At 63.0% G+C, this 14,887-nt stretch carries 9 protein-coding genes; 7 read left to right on the forward strand and 2 right to left on the reverse strand.

All coding sequences use genetic code 11. From position 1 onward, the window contains the following. Position 1 precedes the first annotated feature (1 nt). From Q9295_RS03165 to Q9295_RS03185, 5 genes are all read left to right on the forward strand, one after another. Complete coding sequence (locus Q9295_RS03165; RefSeq protein ID WP_306679051.1) at positions 2 to 1,291, forward strand: CpaE/TadZ family protein; 1,290 nt, start codon at positions 2 to 4, stop codon at positions 1,289 to 1,291. A gap of 11 nt (positions 1,292 to 1,302) precedes the next feature. Beyond that, positions 1,303 to 2,682, forward strand: coding sequence for a TadA family conjugal transfer-associated ATPase (locus Q9295_RS03170; RefSeq protein ID WP_306679052.1), 1,380 nt, complete (start codon positions 1,303 to 1,305; stop codon positions 2,680 to 2,682). A gap of 5 nt (positions 2,683 to 2,687) precedes the next feature. Continuing rightward, a complete protein-coding gene (locus tag Q9295_RS03175; protein ID WP_306679053.1) occupies positions 2,688 to 3,650 on the forward strand; it encodes a type II secretion system F family protein in 963 nt (320 codons plus the stop codon). Between the two features lie 61 nt (positions 3,651 to 3,711). Then, positions 3,712 to 4,566, forward strand: coding sequence for a type II secretion system F family protein (locus Q9295_RS03180; RefSeq protein WP_306679054.1), 855 nt, complete (start codon positions 3,712 to 3,714; stop codon positions 4,564 to 4,566). Positions 4,567 to 4,577: 11 nt separating this feature from the next. Continuing rightward, complete coding sequence (locus tag Q9295_RS03185; protein WP_306679055.1) at positions 4,578 to 7,169, forward strand: ATP-binding response regulator; 2,592 nt, start codon at positions 4,578 to 4,580, stop codon at positions 7,167 to 7,169. Positions 7,170 to 7,197: 28 nt separating this feature from the next. Here Q9295_RS03185 and Q9295_RS03190 read toward each other — a convergent pair whose 3' ends face one another. Next, positions 7,198 to 9,084, reverse strand: coding sequence for a hybrid sensor histidine kinase/response regulator (locus tag Q9295_RS03190; RefSeq protein WP_306679056.1), 1,887 nt, complete (start codon positions 9,082 to 9,084; stop codon positions 7,198 to 7,200). A 595-nt stretch (positions 9,085 to 9,679) separates the two neighbouring features. On the opposite strand from Q9295_RS03190, the gene Q9295_RS03195 reads away from it, so the two are divergent. Both Q9295_RS03195 and Q9295_RS03200 read left to right on the forward strand, forming a co-directional pair. After that, entirely contained in the window at positions 9,680 to 12,475 is a 2,796-nt protein-coding gene (locus Q9295_RS03195; protein ID WP_306679057.1) for a BapA/Bap/LapF family prefix-like domain-containing protein, read from the forward strand. A 171-nt stretch (positions 12,476 to 12,646) separates the two neighbouring features. Continuing rightward, positions 12,647 to 14,299, forward strand: coding sequence for a hypothetical protein (locus Q9295_RS03200; RefSeq protein WP_306679058.1), 1,653 nt, complete (start codon positions 12,647 to 12,649; stop codon positions 14,297 to 14,299). Positions 14,300 to 14,344: 45 nt separating this feature from the next. On the opposite strand, the gene Q9295_RS03205 is transcribed toward Q9295_RS03200, so the two are convergent. After that, positions 14,345 to 14,698, reverse strand: a complete 354-nt coding sequence (locus Q9295_RS03205) for a hypothetical protein (protein ID WP_306679059.1) — start codon at positions 14,696 to 14,698, stop codon at positions 14,345 to 14,347. Between the last annotated feature and the right edge of the window lie 189 nt (positions 14,699 to 14,887).

The raw sequence follows: 14,887 nt of genomic DNA on the forward strand, positions 1-14,887 counted from the left end.
TGTGGACCCTAACGCTACGCCAATTGCGCCAGCACCGCTGCGGGTCTGCACCGTCAGCGATGGCATCGATGCTTTGCTGCGCCTTGCGGGCTATATCACCCTGATGCCGCCGCTGGCCGCGCGCGAAGATCTGACGCTGGCGATGGCTTTGGACCGGCTAAGATCGCTGGAGCCGGGCCATTTTGATCGCATCGTCATTGCGCCCGATGCGGAAAAGGATGCCAGCCCGCGGTTGGTTGAGGCGATCGTAGCGGAAGCGCGCCTGAACTCGCCCGATGTGGTGGTTTTGCTGCCGCAAAAATCGCGCATGGCCTTTGCCGCGGCTCCGGGTCTGACGGTGCTGTTCGGCCCGCCTTTCGATCTGAACCAGCCGCCGGCCAGCAGCCCTGCTGCTGAGGGTGAGACCATCACCTCTCCCGCCCCGCGTGGCTGGTGGCGGCGGTTTTTGGGCCGACAATCCCCCGAACAAGGCGCGCCCGCGGTCACCGCCCCGGCCGAGCCAAGCTTGCCCAGCTCATTGCGGCTGATCGCGGTTCAGCCCCTTTGCGGCGGCGCAGGCGCGACCTCTTTGGCGGTGAACCTTGCGGTGGAGATTGCCCGGGCTGACCGCAATCGGCGGGTCTGTTTGCTGGATTTGAACCTTCAATTTGGCAATGTGGCGACCTACCTTGGCCTTCCGACCAATGCGCGGGTGGTGGACATCTATCGCTCGATTGGGGCCATCGATGCCGATTCCTTTGATATGTGCCTGACGCGCAGCCCCAAAGCGCCCGAGAACCTACAGATCTTCCCCGCTCCGAATGAGATTTTGCCCGTCGATGGGCTTTCCTCGTCCAATCTGGCGCGGATCATCGCCTTGGCCCGCAGCAGCGCCGACGTTGTTATTCTGGATATGCCGCATCTTGTTGCCGATTGGAGCGAAGTGGCCTTTGCCGAAGCCGATGCGGTGCTGGCCGTCTCACTTTTGGATGTGCGCTCGGCGCAGAACGCTGCGCGTCTGCGCGAGCTTATCAATGCGGAAACCTTGGCTAAGGCACATTTGCTGTACCTGCTGAACCGGGTGCCGCGCAAACCCTCGGCGCTTTGGGAAGAGGCGCAGCAAGAGTTTGAAAAGGCGGCCGGGACGGGGATCTACCAGCTCTTGCCCGAAGCGGGGGCGGACCCAAGTGCCGCGGCCAACCGCGGGCTGCCCTTGGCCGAATACGCGCCGTCAAACCGGCTGCGTGTCGAGATTCGTGACCTGGCCCGCGACATGACGCGCAGCATGGCAATGCAGTCGGCTCAGGCGTAGGGAGGATGACCATGTTTGACAAATTTCGCCAAAGCCGGGTCGCTGACCAGCCGGCCCTGGCACCGCAACTGGCCTTTCCGTCTGAGCCTGAGGCCCCTGCTGCGCCAGAAAATCAGGCCGCGCGGAACCGCCGTCGCAAGCTGGCCGAACTGCGCCAGCAAGCGCATCAGCAACTTTTGGAGACGCTGAACCTTTCGGCGCTGATGCAGGCCAGCGAGGCCGAGATCAAAACCGAGATTACCTCGATCCTGAAAGCGCTGATCCCCGATCAGCATATTGCCGTCAGCCGTTCGGACCGCGACGGGCTGGTCGAGGATCTGTACTATGAGGTGATGGGCCTTGGTCCGCTGGAGATTTTGCTGAACGATGAGACCGTGTCGGATGTGCTCATCAACGGGCCAGAGCAGGTGTTCATCGAGCAAGGCGGGCTTTTGGAACTGACCGATGTGCAGTTCCAAGATGAAGCGCATTTGCGGCGGATCTTACAAAAGATCGTCGGCTCGGTTGGGCGGCGCTTGGATGAATCAACGCCTTATGTCGATGCGCGGCTGGCGGATGGTTCGCGGTTGAATGCGGTGATCTCGCCCATTGCGCTGGATGGTACGCTGGTTTCGATCCGCAAGTTTCGCAAAGACAAGCTGAGCCTTGAGCAGCTGGCGCTCTTGGGGGCCATGAGCGAGAAGATGGCAATCTATCTGCGTGCAGCGGTGGCTTGCCGGTTGAATGTGGTGATCTCGGGCGGCACCGGCTCGGGCAAGACCACGCTCATGAACGCGCTTTCCTCCTATATCGGCAAGCGCGAGCGGATCATCACGGTGGAAGACACCGCCGAATTGCGGCTTCAGCAGACCCATGTCGGCCGGATGGAAAGCCGCCCGCCCAATATTGAGGGCAAGGGCGCAGTGACCCAGCGCGATTGTCTGCGCAATGCTTTGCGAATGCGGCCAGACCGGATCATCGTGGGGGAGACCCGCGGCGATGAGGTGATCGATATGCTGCAGGCGATGAACACCGGCCATGACGGCTCAATGACCACGATCCACGCCAACTCGGCCCGCGATGCGACAAGCCGGCTTGAGAATATGGTGGCAATGGCAGGGGTGGAGATCCCGCTGAGCGCTTTGCGCCGGCAGGTGGCGAGCGCGGTCAATCTCATCGTGCAGGTCAACCGACTGCAAGATGGCAGCCGCAAGATCACTTCGGTGACCGAGATCACCGGCTGTGAGGGGGATGTGCTGACGATGCAGGAGCTTTTCTTCTACGATCACACCGGCGTTGGCCCCGATGGCAAGGTAGAGGGGCATTTTTCAGGGTCGGGCATCCGGTCCTTTTACGCTGACCGCTTCCGCAAATGGGGGCACCAGCTGCCGCCCGATCTATATGAGGCGTAAGGCAGATGGATACGGCTTCTCTCCTTGCCGTGGCACTTTGCTTTGGTCTGTTCGTGCTGGTCCTTGCGATGGTGCTGGCGGTGGCTTCGGTGTTGCGCCTGCGCCAGAATGAGGTGGTGCGGCGGTTCTCGGGCGTGACCTCGCCGGTTGAGGCCGCGCTGTCTGGTGCTGATCCGGTGATGCTGCGCCGCGCCGCTGCCCCGGCCTTGTGGCAAAAGCTGCTGCCCGGCGCGGCTCAGGCCGAGGGGCTGGCCGCTTTTGGCGCCGAGATCCGCAGGATTGCGGTGGTGACGGTGGTGGTGATCACGACCGGCGTGGTGATTTTGCTGCACGCGGCCATTGGGTTGAACCTCATCTTAGGTCTTGCTGCTGGCCTGCTTTTATCGGCGGTGGTGTGGTATTTCTGGGCGCGGGCGCGCTACCGGCGGCGCTTGGCGCAAATCGAAGAGGCGGTGCCCGAGGCGCTGGATATGATCGTGCGCTCACTGAGGGTGGGCCAGCCGGTGGCAACGGCGATCCAAACGGTTGGGCAAGAGCTGAACGGGCCGATCGCGGCTGAATTCTCCGAGAGCGCGCGCCGCATCAGCTATGGCCAAGATCCAGTGCGGGCCCTGCGTGAGATGGCGCAGCGTTGCGACAACCAAAACCTGCGCTTTTTCGCCGCCGCGGTGGCGATCCAATCCAACTCGGGCGGCAATTTGGCCGAGGTGCTGGAACGCCTTTGCACCATTGCCCGCGGCCGTCAGCAATTGCGCCGCAAGGTTCGCTCGATCACGGCCGAGGCGAAATGGTCTGGGATGTTCCTGTCGTGCTTTCCCCTCGGCGCGGTGGTGATGCTGCTGACGATCAACCCCGATTACTTCTCGGAGATCTCTGATAAGCCGTTTTTCTTGCCAATGCTGACCGTGGTTGGCGTGCTTTTGGGCATGAACGTGCTGTTCATGCGCTGGCTGGTAAAGATCGAATGAGCTGGCAACCATGCGATCTTTTGGAGTTTTGCTCTGGCCACCTTTGTCTGGGCGCTGAACGATGATGGCAGTTGTGTTCAGCTTTGGGTTTCTGCTCTCGGCGCTTTCCTTTGGCGCTGGGCTGGCTTTGCTGATGCGCGCGCAGCCGGTGGTCGCGCTTGGGGCTGCAAAACGCCCGGCAGAGCGGATGTTGCAGGTCGCTGGCGATCCGGCCAAAGATTCCGCGCTGCGCAAGCAATTGGCGCAAGCCGGTTTCACCCATCCTGATGCTGTGCGCCATCTGGGCTATGCCAAACTGGGCGGGATCGGCTTGGGCTTTGTGGTCGGGATGGTCTTGCTGGGCTGGGCGCCGCAGCTGCAACAACTGGGGCCGCTCAACAAGGTTGCGGTGCTTCTGAGCGCAAGCGCGTTTGGCTATTACCTGCCGGTCTATTGGGTCGATCGCCGCCGCCGTGCCTATCTGCGGCGCATCGAACTGGGGCTGCCAGATGCTTTGGACTTCATGCTGATCTGTGTCGAGGCCGGGCAGTCCACCGATGTGGCCATCATGCGGGTGGCAGAGGATTTGGCCCCTGTGCATCCCGATCTCGCGCGCTCATTCCTTGCGCTGACCGAGGCTTTGGCCGCTGGTGCCAACCGGCAAGAGGCTTGGGTGCGGATGGCGCAGGACACCGACAATGACGATATCCGTCAGTTGGCCCAGATCATCGTGCAATCGACGACAATGGGCACGCCTGTGGCGCAAACCTTGCGGGTTTTTGCCGCCGATCTGCGCGACCGCCGGGTCCGCAAGGTCGAGGAAAAGGCCAATGTCCTGCCAACGAAGATGACCTTGGGCACCATGCTTTTCACCGTGCCGCCGCTACTGATTTTGCTGCTGGCGCCTGCGGTGTATCGCATTTCTATGGCCTATTAAGCGGAGCGTGAATGCCGAACCGTAAGCCTCGTCTTGCCAATAGCCGCCGGATGTTCCGGTGGGTGATGGTGCTTTGCGTGCTTCTGATGCCGCTTTTGGGCACGCAGCTTTTGCTGCGCGGGCCGCTGGATTCGGCGGCGGTTCCTGCGTCCGAGTTGCGCCAGCTTTTGCCCGGTGCCGTGCTGATTTGGGGGGCGGTGACGCATCAGGTTTTGCTGATGGCTTTGGCGCGCCGCCGCGCGCGCAAAGCGGTTGCGGCATTGATCGCCTCGGGGGTGGGGCTGGCGCTGGTGCCTGGCTTTACGCTGGTGAACTGGCCCGGCATCGCCGCGCTTACGGCGCCTGGGTTGTCGCCAATGGAGATGGCCTTTTGCTGGATCGGCGCTGCGGTCTTGGCCTTTGTGGCCTTTGCCACCCGCCATTTGACCGATGATCCGCGCCGACCATCGCTTGGTTTGGCGCAACCCACCGCGCATTTGGGCAAAGCCGAGCGGGGCAGCGCCCCCGCGACGCCGAGCGATCTGCTGGTGTCAGGCGTGATCTATGCGGTCGGCTTCTGGCTGATCGCCTCGACCTTGCCTTTGATTGAGCAAGGGAATTTTGCCCCGGCCCCGCTTTTGCCTGCGATTATGGCGGCACTTTACACGCAGACCGCTGTCAGCCTTCTGCGCCCCGGCTATGCCGCTTTGCGTGCGCGTGAGGCGCAGGGTGGCGCGATCACTGGGCTGGTGCTGGTGCAGGCCGTGGCGGCCTTGGCCCTGCTTGGCCTTGCCGCAGCCGCGCCCGAGATTGCGCGGCCGGGCGTTGCGGTGACAGGGCTTTTGCTCTGCGCTGCGATGGCAGGGGCCGCTTTGCAATTGCTGCCTTTGTACTTGCCGGGGTTGGGGCTGATGCTTTCTGCCGGGGCGATGGCCTTGGTCGCCTCGGGCTCGGCCCATCCCAGTCTGCAGGCGATGTTTGCGGCGATCATGCTGACCACGCTGGCCAGCCTGCACCGCCGGGCCCGCGACGGTGTCGACGCAATGTCCGCGATCGGGGCCGCCCCGCCCGAGGTGACGGCCGCGTTTCAGGCGCTGAGCGGCAGCGCTTTGGTCAAGCTGGATCTGGCCGAGCAGAGCGTGGTTTTCCCCGGCCAGGCGGGGCGCGCTTTGGGATTGGGGGATCCGCAAAGCTTTGCGGACCTCTTCCGCGATTCGGATTTCTCGGGCGTGCTTGATCTGATGCAACGCTTGCAGGCAGAGCCGGGGCTGGCTGCAGACCCGCCGCCCAACAGCGTGCCGGTGCGCCCGCTGCGCCTTCGTCTGCAGGTCAAACCGCTAGCGGTTGAGGGGCAGCCCACGCCAACGGCGCGGCTTGAGAGCTTTGAGGTGCATATCCTGCGCCACGACCCGCCGGTGGCTTGGCTGGCGCTTATCAGTCTGCGGCGGCAGCAGGATCTTGAAACCCGGCTGATCCGCAACGAATCGCTCTTGGGTGAGGCGGTTTTGCGCGAAGAGCGGCTGCTTTCCATTGCCGCGCATGAGCTGCGCACCCCGATCGCCATTTTGTCGATGCTGGGCGAGGAGTTGAAAACCGGCACGGAATGGGACGACATCGGCACCAGTTTTGAAACCACTTTGCAGCGCATCGTCGCTATTTTGGACGATTTGCGCGCCGGCAGTGGCACCGAAGGTGGGCAATCGGCCAATGCCAGCTTCACCATCCGCGAGATGGCCTTGCAGGTGGCCGAGCTGTTCCAGCCGGCGGGCTTTGCCAATGGCATCGAGATCCGGCTGGCCTTGGGCGAGAATTGCGACATCGCGCTGCGCTGCGATTACAGCCGTGTTTTCATCGCTCTCTCGAAGCTTCTCCATAATGCGATCGTGCATTCCAAGGGCTCAGAAGTGACGCTGGCGGCCTTTCTTGTCAAAGGCAACGAGGCAGAGTTGACGGTGACATGGCAAATCTCGGACAATGGGATCGGCATTGTTGAGGGCGATCGTGCCCGGATCTTCGAACCCTTCGAGACCAGCGGTGCGACCCTGTCCGAGCGGCCCGGCCTTGGTCTATACACCGCACGCAAGGCGGTGCGGCTGATGGGCGGAGAGCTTATCTTGCAACCCAGTGAGCTGGGCGCGTGCTTTGTGCTCAGCCATCCGGCCCGCCCCGAAAGGCCGCCGCAAAACCCTGATCAGGACGAAAGCCCCATGAGCGAAGTTGCCCCGATTTACACCTCTCGCAGCGTCCTACTGATCGAGGATAACAAGCTTGTGGGCGAGATTACCTCGGCCCGGCTGCGCAAATTGTTTCACAAGGTTGATTGGGCCGAGGCGGGCGACACCGGGCTGGCGCAGTTCCGCAGCCAGAGCTACGATCTTTTGGTGGTCGATCAATTGCTGCCCGGCATGATCGGCAGTGAGATCGTGCGCGAGATCCGCCAATCAAACCGCGACGTGCCGATCGTTGGCATCACGGCCTCGACGATGGGGTCAGAGTGCCGCGATTTGGAGGAGGCGGGGGCGAATTACGCGCTGGAAAAGCCGCTGAGCTTTGCGCAGCTGAAGATGTTGGCCGAAGAATTCTTTCCGGGGGACCTGGCAGATCCCCCCGCAGAAGGCAGTTAACAAGGACGGAAGACCGGGGGGGAAGCGGTCAGCCCTCCTTGGCAAAGGCTTGCAGGCGGCTTTCGGTTTTGCTGAGCGCCTCTTGCATGGCGGCCTCGGCTGCTGTGTCGCGCAATCCTTCCCGGCTTGGTTCTTGCAGATCGCGCAGGGCCGCGGTGACCGCCGCCAGACCGGTCAGCCCGGCTGAGCCAATCGCCGAATGGATGATGCTGCGCAGCCTGTCAGCGGGAGCGCCCTCTTGGCAAACACGCAGCACCTCGGTCGCTTCGGCAAGGGCGCGACGCATGAAGCTGACGGCCAGCTCGCGCCCCATATCTTCGGTGATTTCCATAACCTGACGTTCGTCCAGCACGCTGTGTGTTCCTGCAATCTCGGGCTCATCTGGGCGGAGCGACGTTTCGGGAATGCCGCCTTCCCAAGCGTCGCGCAGCGCGCGGTGCAGTTGGGTGGGGCGAATCGGCTTGGTCAGCACTTGGGTCATCCCGGCTGCCAGCCCGGCACCATGCACGACCGAGCCGGTATGCGCCGTCAGCCCCAGAATGAGCAAAGGTTCAGCGGGCGAGGGCCGGCTCTCGGCCTCCATCGCGCGGATGCGGCGGGTGACTTCGATCCCGTCGATGTCGGGCAGGTTGATGTCAAGCAGCACCAGATTCAACTTGCCGCGCAGCTCTTTTGCACGCTGTAGCGCGGCTTTGCCGTCTGCCACGCCTTCAACAGCGGCCCCAGCCTCGGTCAGGCTTTGAACCAATATCGACAGGTTCACCGGGTTATCTTCGGCCACCAGCATGCGCAATCCGTGCAGGGTGACCGGGCGTTCTGGCGCTGTAGGGCCGGGCAGGGCCGAAGATTGCGCCAGCGGAAAGACGACGCGGAACAGGCTGCCGCGCCGATTGCGTCCGGAGGCGACATCTATGCGCCCCGAAAGCCGCCGCACGGCCCGTGTCACAATGCCAAGCCCCAAGCCAAAGCCCGTGCCCGAGGGGGCCAAAGAACCCGAGTCGCGGCGTCGTGGCGCCAGTAGGGCGGCCCGCTCATCGGGGGAGAGGCCCGGCCCCTGATCCTCAACCTCAAGCGTGATTAATTGTTCAAAGGGCAGACCCGAGGGCGCGATGCGCAGCCGCACCGTGACGGGACCGCCGCCCTCAAGCCGGCCAGCGTTACAGATCAGGTTTTGCAAGATCGCGCGGATCAGATGCGCGGGGCCGCGATGCCACTGTGGCCCGGTGGGCAGCTCGGCAAAGATCTCGCTGCCGCTGCGTTGGCAGATCGGGGCCAAGAGCTGGGTCATATCGCGCACCAATCCCACCAGATCGAAGCTTTCCTCAGGTTCGGACTGGTGGGAAAGGCTGTCGATCTGCACCGTCTCAAGCAAGGATTGCACTTGGTTCAGCGCCAGCTTGGCCACTGCGCTTAGCGCGGTGGTTTGGCCTGCGGTGGAGGGGGTCTTGGCCTCACTGGCCAAGATCAGGGCTTGCAAAGGTGCGCGCAGGTCATGCGCCATAAAGGCGATCCGATCGCTGCGCGACAGGTTGTCTTCGTCGATCTCATTTTCATCTGGGCGCAGCAGGAAGAACTGCTCCTTTGCACCATCGGGGGCCACGCAGCTGAGCGTGCCTGCCAGCCCTGGCCTGAGCTCGACCCGGCAGCTGCCCTGACGCTGGGCCTTATCTCGCGCTTCAAGCCATCCCGCGGCGCTGCCGAAGCTTTGCACCAACCCCACCAGAAGCGGGCCCACCGCATCATTGGCCAAAAGCACCTCGCCGGTTGTGGCGAGGGCGACCGTGCCGCGGTTGTCGGTGGCCAGCATGGCGGCCAGCAAAGGCATCCAAGCCCGAAGGCCAGCCGCCGTCTGGCCCAAGCCCAGAGCGGGCTTGGTGCTGCGGGTTTCAGTGACCTGCGGAGAGGAAGGAATCACCTGAGGCTCCACTCAAGAAAGACAGCCTTTTTGTGCCGGGTTGAAAGCGAACCATCAACGAAAAGCAGTGGGCTGCGGGTTTCCAATATCGATTCGAACAATTGACGAAAGGTGCACGGCGCTTTGCCGCGGGATCTTTGAAAGCGGCTTTTGGGGTCGCCAATCGCAACAGTTGCGCGGCTTTAGGCGTCTGTCGCCCACAGATTGTGGTGGCTTCGCGCGGTTGTCCAGCACGGGCATATCAAATGCGATGAAAATATGGATCAGAGGTCGCCACCTTAGTGATTGACAGCCATCCCGATTTGACCCCATACATACTTTAGTATCTCGGCGACTATCTTTGAGATTAGCAACACAGGGGCCGCAATGTCCAGCAGACTCACTGTCACGGTCCTCCTTCAGCAAGCCGGCGCAAAAGTGCCGGTTCGGGGGCGAGCTTTGATCGGGGGAGCTGCCAAGCCGCGGCGCAAACGGACCGCAGGGGCGAGACGGATCTCGTCAGGCTCTACCGCGCTGCGCAGCAAATTCGGCCGGCCTCGGGCTGGTCACTTCTGAACCGTTGAATTGAAACCGATCAACCTAGGACCAGAGTATCATGGAAACCATTCGTATCTCGGCCCAGCAACCCGCTGACTTCCGCATCGCCGCTATGCAAGGCGACGTGAAGCAGTTCGTGAAATCGGGCGATCATCTGGTGATCAACCTTGTCGATGGCAAGCGCATCATCATTGAGGATTTCTTCGTCAAAGGCCCGAACGGCGAAGTGAGCCGTTTGCTTTATGAAAACGGCCAATTCAGCGGTGTGGATGGCAACACCACCACTGTTGAAGGCGATGCCGCCGGGATCGGCGCTGCGATGATGGACGAAGATATGGCTGCGATTGGCGCTGCGGTAATCGGCGGCGTTGGCCTCTTGGCTTCAGGAGGTGACGGCGATGGTGACGGCGACGGCGATGGTGACGGCGACGGCGATGGTGACGGCGACGGCGATGATGATGATGACGGCGGCGGCGATGGTGACGGCGACGGTGACGGTGACGGCGACGGTGATGGCGACGGCGACGGCGACGGCGATGGTGACGGCGACGGTGATGGCGACGGCGACGGCGATGGTGACGGCGACGGTGATGGCGATGGTGACGGCGACGGCGACGGTGATGGCGACGGCGATGGTGACGGCGACGGCGATGGTGACGGCGACGGTGATGGCGATGGCGACGGCGACGGCGATGGTGACGGCGATGGCGACGGTGATGGTGACGGCGATGGTGACGGCGATGGTGATGGTGACGGCGATGGTGACGGCGATGGCGACGGTGATGGTGACGGCGATGGTGATGGTGACGGCGATGGTGACGGCGATGGTGATGGTGACGGCGATGGTGATGGTGACGGCGAGGTGCAAAGAACCTCGGTTCTCTATGAAGTCGCCCAAGGTGCCTCTGTCTTCGCTCCGGCCTTGGTCAGCGGCCTCAGCTCCACGGTGAGCAGTGTTGCCCGTGCCGACATCGGCGGCGCTGTGTCGACCTTGGGCAGCACGGTGTCGCAAGTCCTGGGCGGCCAAGATGGAGTCGTCGACACCGTCGGCGATGCGGCTGGCGCTTTGGGTGATGCCGGTCAGCGTGGTATCACCTCCTTGATCGACGGCATCAATGATGGTTCGCCACTGCGCGGGGTTGGAGAGCTGGCGGGTCACCTCTTCACAGGCATCCTTGGCGGTGGCGAAGGCATGGCTGATGGGACCGAAAGTGCTGGCGCATTGCTGCATGCCTTGATCCCTCATCTCGAAGGGTCGGGCAGCGTGGCCGGCGAGGCTTTGGCAACCGGCGTGACCGACGCTCTTGTCGCTGTCGAGCAAGGCAATCCGGGCGCTGCGGTGCAGGCCTTGCTGAGCACTGTCAACTCGGTGCTGGTGGCGGAAGACTCGCTGCCTGAGCAGGTGCTGGACGGGGTGCAAGACCTGCTGGTCAACCTGACGCAAGGCATTGACAACGGCCTTGCCGCGCTGACCAGTGGCGACGCCTTGGGCGCTGTCACAGCGGTGCTGGACGGCGTGCTGAATGGCCTCCTCGGTGGTGTGACCAACGGCGAAGGCGGTATCCTGACGGGTATCCTCGACGGAGTTCTGGGCGATGTCTTGGGCGACAACGGGCCACTGGGCGGGCTGCTGAATACCGTGATGGGCGATGATGGCCTGCTCTCGGGTCTGATTGGTGAGAACGGCCTGATCGGAGGCCTCTTGGGCCAAGGCGATGGTGGCTTGCTCGACAGCATCCCGTTGGTCGGTGACCTCTTGGGTGGCGAAGGTGGCTTGCTGGCTGGCTTGCCGCTGGTTGGTGATCTGCTGGGCGGCGGCGAAGGCGGCTTGCTGGGTGGCCTGCCGCTGGTTGGTGACCTGCTGGGCGGCGGCGAAGGCGGCTTGCTGGGTGGCCTGCCGCTGGTTGGTGACCTGCTGGGCGGCGGCGAAGGCGGCTTGCTGGGTGGCCTGCCGCTGGTTGGTGACCTGCTGGGCGGCGGCGAAGGCGGCTTGCTGGGTGGCCTGCCGCTGGTTGGTGACCTGCTGGGCGGCGGCGAAGGCGGCTTGCTGGGTGGCCTGCCGCTGGTTGGTGACCTGCTGGGCGGTGGCGAAGGTGGCTTGCTGGCTGGCCTGCCGCTGGTTGGTGATCTGCTGGGCGGCGGCGAGGGTGGCTTGCTCGACGGTATCCCGCTGGTTGGTGATCTGCTGGGCGGCGGCGAGGGTGGCTTGCTCGACGGTCTCCCGCTGGTTGGTGATCTGCTGGGCGGTGGCGAAGGCGGCTTGCTGGGTGGTCTCCCGCTGGTTGGTGACCTGCTGGGTGGTAGCGAAGGCGGCTTGCTGGGCGGTCTCCCGCTGGTTGGTGACCTGCTGGGCGGTGGCGAGGGTGGCTTGCTGGCTGGCCTACCGCTGGTCGGTGATGTGCTGGGCGGTGGCGAAGGCGGCTTGCTGGGTGGTCTCCCGCTGGTTGGTGACCTGCTGGGTGGTAGCGAAGGCGGCTTGCTGGGCGGTCTCCCGCTGGTTGGTGACCTGCTGGGCGGCGGCGAGGGTGGCTTGCTCGACGGTATCCCGCTGGTTGGTGACCTGCTGGGCGGCGGCGAGGGTGGCTTGCTGGATGGTCTCCCGCTGGTTGGTGACCTGCTGGGCGGCGGCGAAGGTGGCCTGCTGGATGGTCTCCCGCTGGTTGGTGATCTGCTTGGCGGCGGCGAAGGCGGCTTGCTCGACGGTGTCCCGCTGGTCGGTGATCTGCTTGGCGGCGAAGGCGACTTGATTGGCGGCCTGATCGGCGGTGCCACCGGCGGCCTGCTCGATCCGGTGATCGGCGACGACGGCTTGCTTGGCGGCCTCTTGGGCGGCAGCGGCGGGCTCTTCTCCTAAACCCATCTCCCAAGGCGCGGGAGCCCTCTCGCGCCTTATCCCCTAGAGCTGCCGTTCCCCCAACGGCAGCTCTTTTTCATTCCCTCGACAGAATGCAATCGACTAGAAAGAGTGTGGACCGCACGGCGTCACGCCCTCTGGTTGAACCCCTTACGCAAGGACAGGCCCGCCATGCCAGATCAGACCCCAAGCACAGCGGATATTCTTGCGCAGGTCACCGGAGCGACCGAGCCAGAGATCGCGCTGCAAGGGCCGGTTTGGCTCCTCTGGCGGCATCGGGGGCGCAAGGTTGTGGGCGGCTGGTATGAGGCCGCCACCCTAGCTCAAGCCCTGGCGCAACTCTCGCGGCATTTGGCGGGGCGTCCGGCGGACGGTCTTGAGATCTGTCTGAGCCGCGATTGGCAGCGGATCCTGCCCGCCGATCTGCCAAAGCTTTTACCCAACAGCATCTCTGGGCGGATCGGGCTTTCGATCCGTTTGGCAGGGCGCGAGGGCGATACCGAGACAAGAATCGCGCCTTTGGTGGCAATTGCCAACAACCGTCCGCCGCTGCGCGAGATCGACAAAATGGCGCAAGATCTTGGCATGACGGTCGAGGCGCTTTTGCAAAAGGCGGTTGTCCAGCGGTTCACGACGGAACAATTCCTTGTTCGCCCAGAGGAAGATCGCTGCACGCGGCTATATCGTGGCGGCGATGTCATCTCGCCCAGCACCGTTGGGCCCGAGTTGCTGCGCGACACCATCGAAAGTCTAAGCGATTGGATGCGGGCCAATCTGCGCGAAGACGGCCGGATGACCTATAAATACTGGCCGAGCAGCGGCAAGGAATCGCCCGCCGACAATACGGTGCGCCAATTCATGGCCACTGTGGCGCTGGGCCGGATCGCCAAGCGCAGCGGGTTGGCGGCGGATGCCGAAGCCGCGCGCCGCAATCTGAGCTTCAATTTGGGCAAATATTACACCGAGATTGACGGGCGTGGCGCCGTGATCCTTGACGGTAAAGCCAAGCTCGGCGCGATGGCGATTGCGGCTTTGGCTTGGCTTGAATATCGCCAAGCCGGGCTGATCGACGCACAGACGCACCTGGAGGAATACAACGGGCTGATGCGCGGGATTGCGTATTTGCACCAAGAGGACGGGGCCTTTCGCACCTTCCTTGCGCCAGAAGACCGCAACGACAACCAAAACTTCTACCCCGGTGAGGCGCTTTTATATCTGGCCGCGCGGCACCGAGAGGACCGTGATCCCGCTTTGGCCAAGGCCTGCCTTGCGAGTTTCCGCTATTACCGCGATTGGCACCGCGCCCAGCCCAATCCAGCCTTCGTTCCTTGGCACAGCCAAGCCTATGTGATGCTGCACGAAGACCTTGCCACGCCCGAGCTGGCGGATTTCGTCTTTGAGCGCAACGATTGGCTTTTGGAGATGCAGCAATGGGGCGGCAGCCTTGCGCCCGATCTTTGGGGGCGGTTCTACAATCCCAAACGCCCCGATTTTGGCCCGCCACATGCCTCATCAACCGGCGTTTATATGGAAGGGCTCGCCGATGCTTGGCGCTTGGCGCGGCGGCTGGGCGATACGGCAAGGGCCGACGCTTATGCCTTGGCCTTGCGGCGCGGGTTGCGCTCGATCCGGCAGCTGCAATTCCGCGATAACAGCTTGGACGGCTATTACATCAGCCGCCCGCGTGCGGTGATGGGCGGGGTGCGCACCGAGGTTTATAACAATGAGATTCGCGTTGATAACGTGCAGCATTGCCTTCTGGCCTTGCTGAAGATCGAGGCGGAGCCGGACTTCCCTTGGACGGGGTGTGAGGCGGCCGGTTAAGTCGGTGCGGCCAGCCCCTCCCCGTCAGATCGCTCAGGGTAAATTTTAGAACCGATCGGTCGTATTGTGATCGGCCTGATGCTCCATAAGCATCATCTTGCGCGAGAGAATGGGCTGCAACAGGTCCGGCTCTTCGCCGCCAAAGCGGTGGTCGGGGCGAATGCGGGCATATGACACCTGCGGGACTACGACTTGACGCGCAGATGGCGGCTTTGCTGCCGACCGCCGTCTTGGCGCGTTATCGGGGTCCGAAGCCGTGGCCCATCCCAGCGCGGCCAAGCCCGCGATGTTTAATATGCCCAGAATACCTAAAATAAGACTGATCTCGCCCAGATCGGCGAAAATGCTCACAGCGGCGAGCAGCGCAGCGCCCAGCCATAATGCGGGAATCAATGCCATGACGACTCCTGTGCAACCGAGAGTCGTAAGATACATCAAATGTGGTGTTTTAAAATACTAAAGTATATAAAACATAAACTTTGGTTAATTCCCATTAACCGCTTCATTTCCTGCCGGAACTCTCTAGGGTCAGGACCCATTGATTATCCACTCGCGGCGTGATTCAGGCTCCGCGAGGAGACTGACAGA

Source organism: Pseudogemmobacter lacusdianii (genome assembly GCF_030848395.1).
GTDB classification, from domain to species: Bacteria; Pseudomonadota; Alphaproteobacteria; order Rhodobacterales; family Rhodobacteraceae; genus Pseudogemmobacter; species Pseudogemmobacter lacusdianii.

What these genes read in the sequence shown, in the direction of transcription:
- Q9295_RS03170 (WP_306679052.1), top strand. Translation starts at nt 1,303, where the DNA reads ATGTTTGACAAATTTCGCCAAAGCCGGGTCGCTGACCAGCCGGCCCTG.
- Q9295_RS03175 (WP_306679053.1), top strand. Translation starts at nt 2,688, where the DNA reads ATGGATACGGCTTCTCTCCTTGCCGTGGCACTTTGCTTTGGTCTGTTC.
- Q9295_RS03180 (WP_306679054.1), top strand. Translation starts at nt 3,712, where the DNA reads ATGATGGCAGTTGTGTTCAGCTTTGGGTTTCTGCTCTCGGCGCTTTCC.
- Q9295_RS03185 (WP_306679055.1), top strand. Translation starts at nt 4,578, where the DNA reads ATGCCGAACCGTAAGCCTCGTCTTGCCAATAGCCGCCGGATGTTCCGG.
- Q9295_RS03195 (WP_306679057.1), top strand. Translation starts at nt 9,680, where the DNA reads ATGGAAACCATTCGTATCTCGGCCCAGCAACCCGCTGACTTCCGCATC.
- Q9295_RS03200 (WP_306679058.1), top strand. Translation starts at nt 12,647, where the DNA reads ATGCCAGATCAGACCCCAAGCACAGCGGATATTCTTGCGCAGGTCACC.
- Q9295_RS03205 (WP_306679059.1), bottom strand. Translation starts at nt 14,698, where the DNA reads ATGGCATTGATTCCCGCATTATGGCTGGGCGCTGCGCTGCTCGCCGCT.